Source organism: Glycomyces salinus (assembly GCF_016428645.1).
GTDB lineage: Bacteria > Actinomycetota > Actinomycetes > Mycobacteriales > Micromonosporaceae > Glycomyces > Glycomyces salinus.
Window position 1 is genome coordinate 1 of sequence record NZ_JAELXW010000062.1, and the last position, 14,011, is coordinate 14,011.

Here is a 14,011-nt window from a genome sequence, read left to right on the forward strand (position 1 = left end):
GCGGGCCCCCGCTACAACAGTCCCGCAGCGAAACGACACCGAACACCGAGCACGACCGCCGGGGATCCTCCCTGCCGCCGTCGGTGAGGCATTTGAAGCCAGGGCCACCCAGGACCAGGACACTGCCGACGCCCCGGCACCGGACACTTCCTCGAGCGCCTTGCCGGAGCGACAACCTCGCCCGACCCCGGAGACCGATCCGCACGCAACCAGGACTGGCCCCGTCGAACGCGCTTCAGGCATTGACGGCGATGCCGGCCATCTGGGTGCGTTCATAGGGTTCGAGGTCCTCCACGGCCCGGACCGGACCGTCCGGGTTCTCCGGGAACCAGCGTGCGATGTACTCCAGGCCCGGAGGGTCGAGTTCCATGCCCAGGAAGTGCTTCCTCAGCTCCTCGACCGGGCGGCACCAGCCGTTGCCGAGGGTCTCGATGCACGCGCGGGAGAGCGCGTGCTGCTGGGGCTCGCCGGTGTCGGGCCAGGAGGTGATGAACAGGCGGCTGCCCGAGGGGAGCCGGTCCATCAGGGACGCGAGGATGTCGTTGGGGCGCTCGTCGTCGCTGATCTGCATGATCATCCCGATCACCATCAGGGCGATCGGGCGATCGAAGTCCAATCCCGCCCGCACGGCGGGATCGTCCATGATCGCATCGGGGTCGCGCAGCTCGCCGTGGACGATGACGGCTCCCGGATTCCCTTCGAGCATCGCCCGGCCGTGGGCGACGACCATCGGGTCGTGGTCGACGTACACCACGCGGGCGTCGGGGTTGATCTCCTGGGCCGCCTGGTGCGTGTTCTTCCCGCTCGGCAGGCCGCAGCCGATGTCCAGGAGCTGGTCGATCCCGGCCGCGCGGACCAGGTACTCCACGCCTCGGATGAGCGCGGACCGGTTCTCGTGGGCGCACACCTGCGCCTGCGGGACGTGACGGATGAAGACCTCGGCGGCCTCCCGGTCGACCTCGAAATTGTCGGTCCCGCCCAGCAGCGCGTCGTAGACGCGCGCGGTGGAGGGCACATTCGTGTCTACTTCGGGCGGAAGCTCGACGGGAGAAGGTTCGGACATCGGACTCTCCTATTCCTAGGGGCTGCGGAGCGGACGGCGGCGCGGCGTCGGGCCGCCGCGCCGCCGTCCGTCGCGGCTCAGTCGATGTCCCCGTAGATCAGGCCCCTGCCGTTGGTGGCTATGTAGACGCGCCCGTAGATCTCCGGGTCTCCGGAAACGGCCTTGCCGGTCCAGGCCCATTGGTGGGCGTCGTCGTTGATGCGCGTCCAGCGGTGGCCGCCGTCGGTGGAGCGGAAGATGCCCCGCTGTCCGTCGGCCTTTGCCGAAGTGTAGATCGCCGGGTAGTGAGACCGCTTGGCGGGCTTGCCGAATCCGATGGCGTCGGCCTCCTCGAACTCGCGGACCTTCTGCCAGGTCAGGCCGCCGTTCCTGGTGCGCCACATGCCGTAGGCGCCGTCCTCGTCGCCGCCGACGAGCCAGACGTGGCCGCACCTGCCGGGGACGCAGCGGATGTCCACGTCGCCTTCCTCGGGGAGCCTCCGCCACCAGGAGGCGGTGAACGTGGCCCCGCCGTCGACGCTGATGTAGAAGGTCCCGGCCGAGAAGGCGTAGACCTTCCACGGCCAGGCCCGGTCGGCGCGGATGACCGCCCCGGCCGGCAGGCCCTCGACCGGCGTCCAGGTCTGACCCAGGTCGGTGCTGCGCACCGGCGTGACGTCGGTGTCGGACGGGGACCACAGGATCGCCCCGCCGTCGGCGGTGGCGGCCACGACGCCGCCGTGGCCGCCACTCGTCACGCCTTCGAGCGACGCGGCGGGCTGCCAGGTCGCGCCGCGGTCGGTCGAGACGCCCACGTGGCTGTGCGCGTCGCCGTCGGGGTCGCCGGAACCGACGATGAAGTCCGGGTTCAGCGCCGCGAAGTCGACGCTGCGGCCCGACGACCAGTTCGGGTTCCGGATCATCATCGTGGCCTTGTCGAGGTCGTCGTGGACGAACCCGCCGAGGTCGCCGACGGCGGTGACCACGGTGCCGCCCAGTGCGGCGATGTCCTGGATCGCGGTCTCCTCCAGGCCCTCGACGCGGACGCCGACGGTGAACTGCTCGATCGGGAGCTTCACCTGTCGCCCGGCCTCGTCGTCCCAGCCGACCAGCTCACCCTGCTCGTCCCACCGGGTCAGTTCCTCGGTGCCCCAGATGGTCGCTCCGGTGCCCCACATGATGCGGCCCGAATCGTGCGGGTCGATCGCGAGCGCCTCGATCATCCAGCCGTGCTTGACGTCCAACTCGGGGGCCTCGCCCTCGCTGCCGAAGCTCAGCCACGGGCTCCCGGAGGAGTCCATGACGAACCGGTCGGTGCGCTCCGGCGGCCAGGAGAAGTCCTCGTCCCACACGTACTCCCAGCTCTTCTGCCAGGTCTGTCCGGAGTCGGTGGAGCGGAACAGGACCTCGTCGGGGTACCAGTTGTTCAACGTGGCCGCCATCAGCGTGCCGGGGCGCTGGCGGTCTACGGTGAGGCCCCCGAATCCGGGGAGGTCGCCGGTGGGATTGCCGGTGGGGGTGACGTCGGTCCATTCGCCGGTCGCGGTCTCCAGCCGCCAGATCTGGCCGCCGTTGCCGGAGCCGGTGCCGCCGTTGTACGGGCCGGGCTCCCAGCCGGTGACGATGAACAGGTGGCCGTTCTCGTCGTCGACCGCCGACTGCTTGGGAATGGTCGGGGTGCCGTCGGCCTCGCCGAGGGACTCGGTCGCGCCGGGCACGGGCTGCCAGGTCGCGCCGCGGTCCTCGGAGACGTAGAGCGGGTCGGCCGGGTCGGCCACGCCAACGTAGATCCCGCCGCCGACCCGGTCGAAGTCGATCCAGAGCACGCCCTGGTTGTCCCCCTGGTAGGGGTCGTCGGGGACGGCGACGAAGTCGCCGGCGTTGGGGAAGTCCTCGACCTCGGCCCAGGTGCGGCCGTAGTCGGTCGAGCGCCACAGGCCGTTGCCCGAGGGCGTCCCGAGGTACAGCACGGCGTTGTCGGTCGGGTCGACGACCAGTCGCTCGCCCATCCCGCGGCCGGGCATGTTGCCGCCCTGCTTGAACGGAAGCTCGGCGACGCCCCAGGTCTCGCCGTAGTCGTCGGAGTAGAGGACCGCGCCGTTCTCGGGGTCCCAGTCGTTGGTGTAGGTCCCCACCGCCGCGTACACGCGGTTCGGCTCGACCGGGTCGGTGGCGGCCGAGACGACCCCGGTCCAGCCCCACTGGTCCCAGTCGAGCCAGTCCAGCAGCGCCTTCCAGGTGCGGGAGTCCTCCCGCCACCGGTAGAGCCCGCCGATGTCGGTGCGGGCATAGATGAGACCGGGCTCGGTCTCGTTGAACACGATGCCCGGCACGAAGCCGCCGCCGTTGATGACGGCGTTGCGCCAGGTGTAGTCGTCTCCGTCGGGTCGGCCCCGCTCGGCGTGGGCCGCCGAGGCTGAGGCGCCCGCCGCTACGGCGGCGGCGCCGATGGAGGCCGCGAATGTGCGTCGTCGCACGGTGTGCTCCTTGAGGGAATCCGGGGGTGGGCTATTAGTTGGGAGACCCAACATAACAGGGCGGGCACCCCGGCGCAACGGTTCCGACCTCCTATTTCCGCGGAAGCGGCCGGTTCGGTACGGTGAAAGGCAGGTTGGGGACGACCATGGTCCGTCCGTCCCGAGGAGACTCGATGGCATCGCCGCTCCGGCGCCACGCCAAGCTGTGGATCCCGCTCGCCTTCATCGCCGCCGCCGCAGTCGCGGTCTGGTTCGTCGCCGTTCCGGCCGAATCCGACGGCGACCCCGACTACCGAGACCCGACCCTGCCGGTCGCCGAACGCGTCGCCGACCTGCTCGACCGCATGACCATCGAAGAGAAGGCCGGGCAGATGACCCAGGTCGCCGTCGACGCCGTCCAAGGCGACGCCGTCGCCGAACGCGGCATCGGCTCGCTCCTCAACGGCGGCAGCGACGCCCTCCACGACACCCCCGAGGACTGGGCCGCGATGATCGACGGCCGCCAGGAACAGGCCCTCGACACGCGGCTCGGCATCCCCCTGATCTACGGCCTGGACGCGGTGCACGGCAACGCCTCCCTGCCCGGGGCCACGATCTTCCCGCACAACATCGGCCTCGGGGCCGCCGGCGACCCCGACCTGACCGAGCGGGCCGCCCAGATCACCGCCGCCGAGACCCGCGTGGCCGGTGTCCACTGGACCTTCTCGCCGTGCCTGTGCGTCGTCCGCGACTCCCGCTGGGGCCGCACCTACGAGTCCTTCGGCGAGGACCCCGAACTGGTCTCCCAGATGGCCACCGCCGTCACCGGCTACCAGGGCGAAGACCTGTCCGCCGACACCAGCGTCCTGGCCACCGCCAAGCACTACGTCGGCGACGGCGGCACCGCGTACGGCACCTCCGAGACCGAGGACTACCTGCTCGACCAGGGCGTTGCCGAACTGAGCGAGGCCGAGCTGCGCCGCCTCCACCTGGCGCCGTTCGAGGCCGCCGTGGACGCCGGGGTCGGCTCCGTCATGGTCTCCTACTCCAGCAACGACCTCGGCGACGGCCCGATCAAGGCCCACGCCGACTCCTACCTGATCACCGACGTGCTCAAGGGCGAACTCGGCTTCGACGGGATCGTGCTCTCCGACTGGCAGGGCGTCGACCAGATCAGCCTCGACTACGCCGAGTCGGTGCGCACGGCGATCAACGCCGGGATCGACATGGTCATGGTGCCCTTCGAATACGAGCGCTTCATCGACACGCTCCTGGACGAGGTCGAGGCCGGACACATCGGCACCGACCGCATCGACGACGCCGTCGACCGCATCCTGACCAAGAAGTTCGAACTCGGCCTGTTCGAGGACCCATACGCCGACACCGGCAACGCCGACCTGGTCGGCTCGCCCGAACACCGCGCGGTCGCCCGCGAGGCCGCGGCCGCCTCCCAGGTCCTGCTCCAGAACGACGGCGACCTGCTGCCCCTGACCGGCGAGGAGTCCCTCTACATCGCCGGATCGGGCGCCGACGCGCTCGGCCGCCAGCTCGGCGGCTGGTCCGGCGCCTGGCAGGGCACCGTCGAAGGGGTGGGCGAGGGCACCACCGTCCTCGAAGGCATCCAGGAGGCCGCACCCGGCGCCGACGTCGAATTCAGCGAGGACGCCTCGGCGCCCGTCGTAGACCGCGACGTCGGCATCGTGGTCGTCGCCGAGGACCCCTACGCCGAAGGCGTCGGCGACGCTGGGGCCGGAGACCACGACATGCGGCTTTCCGGTGTCGACGCCGCGGCCGTCGACACCGTGTGCGGCGCCATGGACTGCGCCGTAATTGTCCTTTCCGGTCGGCCGATAGAAATAGGCGCCGACCGCCTCGACGCAATAGACGCCCTGGTGGCCGCCTGGCTGCCCGGCAGCGAAGGCACCGGGGTCGCCGACCCGCTGTTCGGGGTGACCCCCTACACCGGAACGCTCCCGGTCACCTGGCCCGCCCGGGTCTCCGACGAACCGGTCAACGTCGGCGACCCCGATTACGACCCGCTGTTCGCCTACGGCTCCGGCATCCAGACCTAGGCCACCGGCACGCAGGGGACCGAGTCCGGCAGCTCGTAGTGGCGGCCGACTTCGGCCAGGAACGCCGCCTCGGTCTCCTCACCCGGGCTTAGGCGGCCGTTCCAGTGCTCGTTGCGGTAGGTGTCCCCGCGGTGGTGCGACATGTTCCAGAACTGGTAGATCTCGACGCCGTCGACATCGAGATCGACCTTCCAGCCGTCGATCCGCTCGCCGTCCGAGGCGGTGACCACCACGGCGACCTGGACGTAGCCCCTCCAGGAGTGGTCGAGCCGCAGCGCCGCCGAGCAGCCGGGCTCGGCAGGGGGCGGCGCGGCCTCGGTGGTCTCGGGCGGCGGCTCGGGGATCTCCTCCTCGGCGGACGGCTCCGGGCTCGCTGAAGAACCGGAGTCGGAGCTGGGGCCGACGCTCGGGCTCGTGCTCAGGTTCGTGGTCGTGCTCGATGAAGGGGAGGAGTCGGCCACCGCCGTGTCCGGCGCGGGGGAGATTTCCATGGACGAGAGCTCGGCGCCGTCACCGGTGGGAGGTGGATCATCGCCGCGCGAGGACGCAGTTAGCTGCCAGACCGCGACCACCACCACCGCGATCGAAATGACCCCGAGGAGCTTGAGCCAAGTACCGTGCAAACCGCCGACCTTCTCGGTCGGCATCGTGTGTCGCCCCACCGCACCTCGCCTTTCGCTGGGTACCTCGGTCCTCCCGTAGCGTATAGCCAACCTGAGTCGCATTCGGACTGACATCCTCGGCCGCGCTCCGGCATCGCGCCCCGCCCCGGGCCTACACTGGCCAGATGAGCAAGGCGCCGAAAGAAGACCCCGGTCAGGACTCGCCGAGCGTGCGGGGCCCGAAGCACCACGCCGTGGGGATTCCGGCGGTCGCGGGCTCGGTCCGCTTCGTCGGCGCGCAGTCGGGCCTCAAACGCGGCCTGCCGCTGCTGCGAGCGATCAACCAGGTGGAGGGCTTCGACTGCCCCGGCTGCGCCTGGCCCGAACCCGACCACCGGCACCCCGCCGAGTTCTGCGAGAACGGCGCGAAGGCAGTGGCCGAGGAGTCCACCCGGCGTGTGGTCGGCCCCGAGTTCTTCGCGCGCCACTCCATCGACGACCTCAACGACAAGTCCGGCTACTGGCTCGGCCAGCAGGGGCGCCTCACCCGCCCCATGTTCCTGGACGAGGACGCCGACCACTACAGGCCCGTCGATTGGGACGAGGCGTTCGACATCATCGCCGAAGACCTCGCGGCCATGGACGAGCCGGACCGGGCCGCGTTCTACACCTCCGGCCGCACGGGCAACGAGGCCGCCTTCCTCTACCAGCTCTTCGCACGGCGCCTGGGCACCAACAACCTGCCCGACTGCTCCAACATGTGCCACGAGTCCTCCGGTGCCGCGCTGGGCGAGACCATCGGCATCGGCAAGGGCAGCGTCCGCCTCGAGGACGTCTGGGCCGCCGACCTCATCATCGTCGCCGGCCAGAACCCCGGCACCAACCACCCGCGCATGCTCACCGCCCTGGAGAAGGCCAAACGCTCCGGGGCCCGCATCGTCACCGTCAACCCGCTGCCCGAGGCCGGAATGCGGCGGTTCAAGAACCCCCAGACCGCCCGCGGACTGGCCGGGCGCGGCACCGACCTGACCGACCTGTTCCTCCAGATCAAGGTCGGTGGCGACCTCGCCCTGTTCAGCACCCTCAACCGGCTCCTGCTGCGGGCCGGCGAGGGCGCGCTCGACCGCGACTTCATCGACCGCTGCACTCACGGCTTCGAGGAGTTCGCCGCCGCCCGCGCCGAAGGCGACGACGACCAGGTCCTGGCCGAGACCGAGCGGCGCACCGGCCTGACCCGAGTCGAGATCGAACGGCTCCTGGCCATGGTGCTCGCCTCCAAGAAGACCGTGGTCTGCTGGGCGATGGGCCTGACCCAGCACAAGCACGCCGTCCCGACCATTCGCGAGATCGTCAACCTCCTGCTCCTGCGCGGCGACATCGGCAAACCCGGAGCCGGAGTCTGCCCCGTCCGGGGCCACTCGAACGTCCAGGGAGACCGCACCATGGGCATCTGGGAGAAGATGCCCGACCGGTTCCTCGACGCGCTCGGCGCCGAATTCCACTTCAAGCCGCCGCGAGACCACGGCCTCGACACCGTCGACACGATCCGCGCGATGCGCGAGGGCCGCATCCGGGTCTTCTTCGCGATGGGCGGCAACTTCGTCTCGGCCACGCCCGACACCGAGGCCACCGAGGCGGCGATGCGCCGCTGCCGCCTGACCGTCCACGTCTCCACCAAACTCAACCGCTCGCACGTGGTGACCGGCACCCGCGCGCTGATCCTCCCCGCCCTCGGCCGGACGGACATCGATATCCAAGCCGGTGGGCCCCAGTTCGTGACCGTCGAGGACTCGATGGGCATGGTCCACGCCTCCCGCGGCAAGGTGCCCCCGTTCGGGGAGGAGATGCGCTCGGAGGTCGCGATCATCTGCGGCCTGGCCCGCAGGGTCCTCGGCGGCGACGACACCGTCCCGTGGGAGGACTTCGCGGCCGACTACGACCGCATCCGCGACCGCATCGAACGGGTCGTCCCCGGCTTCGACGACTACAACGCCCGCGCCCGGCGTCCCGGCGGCTTCGCGCTCCCGCATGCCCCGCGCGACGAGCGGTCCTTCCCGACCGGCACCGGCAAGGCCAACTTCACGGTCAACGAGGTGACCTCGCCCGAGGCCGGCCCCGGCCGTCTGCTGCTCCAGACCCTGCGCAGCCACGACCAGTTCAACACCACCATCTACGGCCTCGACGACCGCTATCGCGGCGTCCACCACGGGAGGCGGGTGGTCCTGGTCAACCCCGCCGACGCCGACGAACTCGGCCTGGCCGACGGCGCCTACTGCGACCTGGTCAGCGAATGGGACGGCCAGGACCGGCGTGCGCCGCACTTCAAAGTCGTGCACTACCCGACCGCCCGCGGCTGCGCGGCGGCGTACTATCCGGAGACCAACGTCTTGGTCCCGCTCGACGCGGTGGCCGAGACCAGCAACACCCCGACCTCGAAGTCCATCGTCGTGCGCTTCGAGGGCGACAGCGGAATGTGAGGCAATGGGACGCGTAACCACCCGCCGGAAAGTCGTCCGCCTCTCCGGAAGCGCGAAGACCGACCGCATCGAGACCATGGTCGTCGAGGAACCCCTGGAGATCAGGGTGGGCGGCGAATCCCTGATGGTCACCATGCGCACCCCGGGAGACGACTTCGACCTGGCGGCGGGCTTCCTGGTCTCCGAAGGCGTGATCACGAAGTCGGCCGACCTTCTGACCATGAAGTTCTGCGCCGGAACCGACGAGACCGGCGCCAACACCTACAACCTCCTCGACCTCCAGCTGGCCCCCGGCGTCGAGCCCCCGGAACCCGGGGTGAAGCGCCAGTTCACGACCACCGCCGCCTGCGGCATCTGCGGCAAGGAATCCCTGGACGACGTCCGCACCAAGGCCGCCTGGACCGTCCACGACGACCCGGTCCGGATCGCCCCGGAGACCCTCACCGAACTGCCCGGCCGCCTCCGCAAGGCCCAGAAGATCTTCGACCGGACCGGCGGCCTCCACGCCGCGGGCCTGTTCACCGCCGAAGGCGACCTCCTGTCCGCCAGCGAGGACGTAGGCCGCCACAACGCGGTCGACAAACTCATAGGCCGAGCTCTCCGCGAGGACCGCCTGCCCCTGCGCGGCACGATCCTCATGGTTTCGGGCCGGGCCTCCTTCGAACTCGTCCAAAAGGCCGTGATGGCCGGAATCCCGGCAATGGCCGCGGTCTCGGCCCCGTCCTCCCTGGCAGCAGACCTCGCCGCAGAATCCGGCCTCACCCTCGCCGGCTTCCTTCGCGGAGACACCACGAACCTCTACACGCACCCCGACCGCATCGCCTGAGCACCGAGGGCGAGGCACGCCTCCACCGAATCGGACCCCCACTCGGCTCGATATCCGAAAGGGACTCACTGTCGCAAGGGCCTCCTATGCTCGACTCGACTACGAAACGTAGTTGAACAGACACTTCATGAGAGGAATTTGCGATGCGATCCAAGACCCGCGACCCCCGATCCAGGACCAGAGTCCTCCGCGAATACGACCTGCCCGCGCCGAGACCGCGACCCCGGAACCACTGGATCACCAAGCCCATACTGCACGCCCGCGGCTGGACCGACACCGCCATCCGCGACCACCTGCCCAAGCCCCAGCGGTACCGCGACAACCCTCACCCCGAGGGCGCCCGCCACTCGATGCCCCTGTGGCGCGCCGAGACCGTCGCCCGCGCCGAAGCCACCCCGGAGTGGCGGGACTGGCTGGAACGCTCACTGCGCCGACGCCGCAAGACCCTGCTCGACCTGACGGCCACCATCAAGGACCCCGGCTTCCACCGCCGAACCCGAGCCGCCGACACCGCGATCACCGCACATCAGAAATGGATCTGCCGCCGCCGACGCTGAGCTGTCGGGAATCCGACGGTCGGCCATGGTGCAACTTTGAGGGCTGACAGCACGTGGTTGAAGCGATATCGTGCCAACGATCGGTCTGATCCCACCGCACGTCTTCTTCACGGAACGGAACCCCCATGGCCGACCTCGAATTCACCGTCCCCGAATTCAATCTGCTCCTGTCGCTCGTCCACCTGCGTGGCAGCGGCACAACCACCGATTTCCGATCCGTCTTCGGCTACCAGAAGGTCGAGACCAAAGCACAGAAAGGACTCAGCGAGCGCGGCCTGGTATCGATCGACCGCGGCGTCAGGCCGTACGTGTACGAGCTGACCGACCCCGGATGGCTGACCGCCAGGAAACTCCTGTCCGAGCCCGCCCCAGGCGGGGTCAGCCAGCGCACCGCCAGAATCCTGTGGGCCGTGATCGGCGACTTCGCGACCCACATGGACCGCACTGGAACCGAACTGGCCGACCTCTATCCGCCACGATTCGAGAACGGACTCGCTGAACCGATCCGAAACGCCTATGCGGAGCTGGTCGGGCCCAATGCGGAGTGGGTGCCGCTGCGGCGCCTTCGAGATCGCCTGGACGGGATCGACCGGGAAGATCTTGACCAGGCTCTTGGGGAACTGCTCGCCCGCCACGAAATCCGGTTGATACCCGAATCCAACCAGAAGACGCTCACGGAGGCCGACCGGGCGGCGGCGATACGGTTGGGGAACAAGGACCGACACCTCATCGCGATTGAGTCGCTGTGAGCACCGCACTCGAGGCACTCCGCAATGCTCCCAGCGACTTCGCGGTGACACCCGACGACCTCTGGGACGATGACTCGCGGCCGCACGTAAGCGGCATCAACGAATCGGCGTTGCGTGCGATCGAAGCGCGCATTGCCGCCGCCGAGAACAGCGCACGGTCAAGTGTCACCGGTCTGCCCTTGGTCGGGGAAGGCGGCAGCGGCAAGAGTCACCTGCTCGGTAGAGCCAGGCGGATGGTCCAAGAACGAGGCGGATTCTTCGTGCGGCTCAACATCATAGACGTCCACGATTTCTGGGCGAACTTGGCCGGAAGCTTCGTCGACGCGCTCGATATGCCCCACCAGCAAGCGGGATCCGGCCTCGCCTATCTTCTCGAAGCTCTGGCCGAGAAGGCCAATGTAGCCAGCGGACTGCGCCATCGCCTGCTGGAGTCGCGTCTGCCCGATCCCGACTCGGTCGCGCAGTTCATTGAGTCTGTGCGCTCCCTTGATCGCTCAGTCGCAGGTACGCGGAACACCCTCCGAGCACTTCTGCTGCTGCACTCGGTCGATGAACGACGGGCCTCGGCCGCCGATGCCTATCTCGCCGGAGGTGAATTCGACCCGGAGTCTCTGCCAGGTTTCGTCGCGGCCCCACCCCGGAAACCGATCGAACTGGTCCGGGATCTATCGCGTCTCATGGCTCTTTGCGGTGCCACCGTGATCGCGGTCGACCAGGTGGACGACATCGTAAGAGCTTCTAGGCGCAACACCGCTGCTGAAGGAATCGAGTCGACCGGTGACCTGCTGGACATGCTCGGCATCGGCTTGACCGACCTGCGAGACGTCACCCGACGAAGCACCGTCCTGCTGTCCTGCATCGACGGAACCTGGAGCGAGTTCACCCGAGCCACCGAAGACACCGTCCTGCAGCGCTTCGAGCCAAAACTTTGGCTCGACAACACCCTTCCCGACTCGGCAGTCGCTGCCGACCTGCTGGCTTCGATACTCGACCCGGTATACCGAAGAGTTGGATTCGAGCCGGAATACCCGTCCTACCCCTTCGGCGAACAAGCCTTGGAGAAGGCGGCCTGGTTCAGTCCGAGGGACCTGCTGCGAAGCGCCTCGGCGCATCTCAACCGATGCGTGGAACTCGGCGAGGTCACCGAGGCCCCCCAACTCTCGGTGCCCGACCAGCAGGAGTCGCGGCCGCGGCCGGCACCGGCCGCCCCCAGCGATGATCTCGACGCCGAATTCGAGAGCTACAAAGCGATGGCCGAGATAGAGACCGCCATGTCGCCCGAGACCGAGGACATGCGGATGCCCCAGCTGCTCGACGCGGCACTCAGGGCGTTCCGAGTCGAGTCCGAACGCGACCCGGCTGGATCTGCGGTCACGCTCCCGGTGGGCCGACGACAGGCGTTCCATGCCGAGCTCAGCGATGAGCAGGCTGAACCGCGGCGAAGCTGGAGTTTCCTTGCCATTTCCAAGACCAATCCGATAGCCGTGCAGAACCGCGTCGCGGGCCTGGCGACCCGAGCCGGACTCGGCCGGAACAGCCCGATCCTGGAAGGACGAGCGGTCCTGTGGGTCACCGCTCCGGCAGGGGAGTGGCGGACCTGGGGACGGAACACGAAAGCGGCCAAGGCCATCGAGGAGTTCGAGCGTGAGGGCTTGGTCATCATGGTCACCGAAGAAGACCTGCGTGTTTTCGTCGCACTGCACCACCTCCAGCAGCAGCGCCGGCCGGGCTGGGAAGCCTGGCTTCGCAGGCGCCGACCGGCCTCGAATACCGTGCTGTTCCGCAACGTCTTCGGTCCTCCTGCCGAGGAACCACCGCTCGAGGGGGACGCCCCGGTCCCGCCGGATCGCGCTTCCACAGGTCCCGGGCTGATCCTCGACTTCCCTCTCTCCGGCCCGAAGGCCAACACTGCCGATGACGATCGCAAGCCACCCGGTACCGAAACCCATGGACGGTTCCGGGGGCGGCACGCCGAGGGAGAGCGGCCGCGCGCCCCCGACAGGCTGCCGGTTGGCCGCAGGCAAGACGGTGCACTGGTGCGTTTCGATCCGAGTCCGATGGCGAAGCACACCGCGGTGTTCGCCGGTTCCGGTTCCGGCAAGACCGTGCTGCTTCGCCGTATTGTCGAGGCCGCCGCGCTCCAAGGGGTTCCCGCGATCGTCCTCGATCCGAACAACGACCTCTCCCGCCTGGGCAATGCCTGGCCCGAGCCACCCGACCGCTGGCTGCCCGGTGATCAGGCCGCTGCGGCGGAGTATCTCGCGGACACCGAAGTCGTCGTGTGGACTCCCGGACGCACCGGCGGGCGCCCCCTGAGCTTCCAGCCGCTTCCGGACTTCGCAGCCGTCGCCGACGACCCCGACGAGTTCGACATCGCGGTCGACACGGCGGTCAGCTCCCTCGCCCCCCGGGCGATGATCGACCGCAGCTCGCCGAAGCACTCCCATTCCCGCGCGGTTCTGCGGCAGGCCCTGGTGGCGTACGCCCGCACCGGCAGGTCCGACTTCCCCGGCTTCCTCGACTTCATGGACGACCTCCCTCCCGAGGCCAGCGACTTCGACAAGGCCGACGACCTGGCCAGGCAGGTGTCGGCGACGCTCCGCGCGGCGATGGTCAACGACAGGATCTTCGCGGGGACCGGGGCCCCCGCCGACCCCGGCAGACTCCTCCAAGCGACCGAAGGCAAACGCGCCCGGGTATCGGTGGTGAACTTTCTGGGCCTGCCGACCGAGGAGCAGCGCCAAGGCTTCGTGAATCAGCTCCAGCTCGCCCTGTTCGCGTGGGCCAAACGGAACCCGGCGACCGACCGGCCGCTCTCGGCCGTGTTCGTCCTGGACGAGGCCCAGACGTTCGCGCCTTCCACCGGCTCGACGGTCTGCCTGGACTCGACGCTCGCGCTCGTGTCCCAGGCCCGCAAATACGGCCTCGGCATGGTCTTCGCGACCCAGGCCCCCAAGGGTATCCACAACCGGATCGTCGGCAACTGCGCCACGCACTGGTACGGCCGCATCAACTCGCCCTCCCAGATCGCGGCCGCCACGCAAGTCGCAGAGCACAAGGGAGGATCAACAGTCGACATCGCGCACCTGCGGACCGGCCAGTTCTACCTCGCCGCCGACGGAAGCCCCACCGAGCAGGTCGACGTCCCCATGTGCCTGAGCCACCACCCGCCCACCGCGCCGACCGCCGAGGAGATCCTGGCCGCGGTCAAGGCCGCCGACTGAGGAGTG

The 14,011-nt window shown here is 69.2% G+C and carries 10 protein-coding genes; 6 read left to right on the forward strand and 4 right to left on the reverse strand.

The window, feature by feature from the left end; translation table 11 throughout:
- Nucleotides 1-235 precede the first annotated feature (235 nt).
- Nucleotides 236-1,063 carry an SAM-dependent methyltransferase gene (locus tag JFB92_RS16705; protein ID WP_199041355.1) on the reverse strand — a complete coding sequence of 276 codons (828 nt, stop codon included), beginning with the start codon at nt 1,061-1,063 and terminating at the stop codon, nt 236-238.
- Nucleotides 1,064-1,140: 77 nt separating this feature from the next.
- Nucleotides 1,141-3,519 (reverse strand): sialidase family protein, encoded by a 2,379-nt coding sequence (locus JFB92_RS16710; protein WP_199041357.1) that lies wholly within the window; start codon nt 3,517-3,519, stop codon nt 1,141-1,143.
- 173 nt (nt 3,520-3,692) lie between these two features.
- On the opposite strand from JFB92_RS16710, the gene JFB92_RS16715 reads away from it, so the two are divergent.
- Nucleotides 3,693-5,570 carry a glycoside hydrolase family 3 protein gene (locus JFB92_RS16715; protein WP_199041360.1) on the forward strand — a complete coding sequence of 626 codons (1,878 nt, stop codon included), beginning with the start codon at nt 3,693-3,695 and terminating at the stop codon, nt 5,568-5,570.
- On the opposite strand, the gene JFB92_RS16720 is transcribed toward JFB92_RS16715, so the two are convergent.
- Nucleotides 5,567-6,232 (reverse strand): cellulose binding domain-containing protein, encoded by a 666-nt coding sequence (locus JFB92_RS16720; RefSeq protein WP_199041363.1) that lies wholly within the window; start codon nt 6,230-6,232, stop codon nt 5,567-5,569. The two genes, JFB92_RS16715 and JFB92_RS16720, sit on opposite strands and share 4 nt — an antisense overlap.
- A 125-nt stretch (nt 6,233-6,357) precedes the next feature.
- Between JFB92_RS16720 and JFB92_RS16725 the strand changes: the two genes are divergently transcribed.
- The 4 genes from JFB92_RS16725 (at nt 6,358) to JFB92_RS16740 (ending at nt 10,781) form a co-directional block, all read left to right on the forward strand.
- On the forward strand, nt 6,358-8,649 hold the full coding sequence (locus JFB92_RS16725; protein ID WP_199041366.1) for an FdhF/YdeP family oxidoreductase: 2,292 nt from the start codon (nt 6,358-6,360) through the stop codon (nt 8,647-8,649).
- A gap of 4 nt (nt 8,650-8,653) precedes the next feature.
- Nucleotides 8,654-9,475 carry a formate dehydrogenase accessory sulfurtransferase FdhD gene (fdhD, locus tag JFB92_RS16730; RefSeq protein ID WP_199041369.1) on the forward strand — a complete coding sequence of 274 codons (822 nt, stop codon included), beginning with the start codon at nt 8,654-8,656 and terminating at the stop codon, nt 9,473-9,475.
- Nucleotides 9,476-9,618: 143 nt separating this feature from the next.
- Nucleotides 9,619-10,032 (forward strand): hypothetical protein, encoded by a 414-nt coding sequence (locus JFB92_RS16735; protein WP_199041372.1) that lies wholly within the window; start codon nt 9,619-9,621, stop codon nt 10,030-10,032.
- A 125-nt stretch (nt 10,033-10,157) separates the two neighbouring features.
- A complete protein-coding gene (locus JFB92_RS16740; RefSeq protein WP_199041376.1) occupies nt 10,158-10,781 on the forward strand; it encodes a hypothetical protein in 624 nt (207 codons plus the stop codon).
- Nucleotides 10,782-10,939: 158 nt separating this feature from the next.
- Here JFB92_RS16740 and JFB92_RS16745 read toward each other — a convergent pair whose 3' ends face one another.
- Nucleotides 10,940-11,200, reverse strand: a complete 261-nt coding sequence (locus JFB92_RS16745) for a hypothetical protein (RefSeq protein ID WP_199041379.1) — start codon at nt 11,198-11,200, stop codon at nt 10,940-10,942.
- Between the two features lie 279 nt (nt 11,201-11,479).
- Here JFB92_RS16745 and JFB92_RS26665 point away from each other — a divergent pair, with 279 nt between their 5' ends.
- Nucleotides 11,480-14,005, forward strand: a complete 2,526-nt coding sequence (locus JFB92_RS26665; RefSeq protein WP_199041382.1) for an ATP-binding protein — start codon at nt 11,480-11,482, stop codon at nt 14,003-14,005.
- Nucleotides 14,006-14,011: the final 6 nt, after the last annotated feature.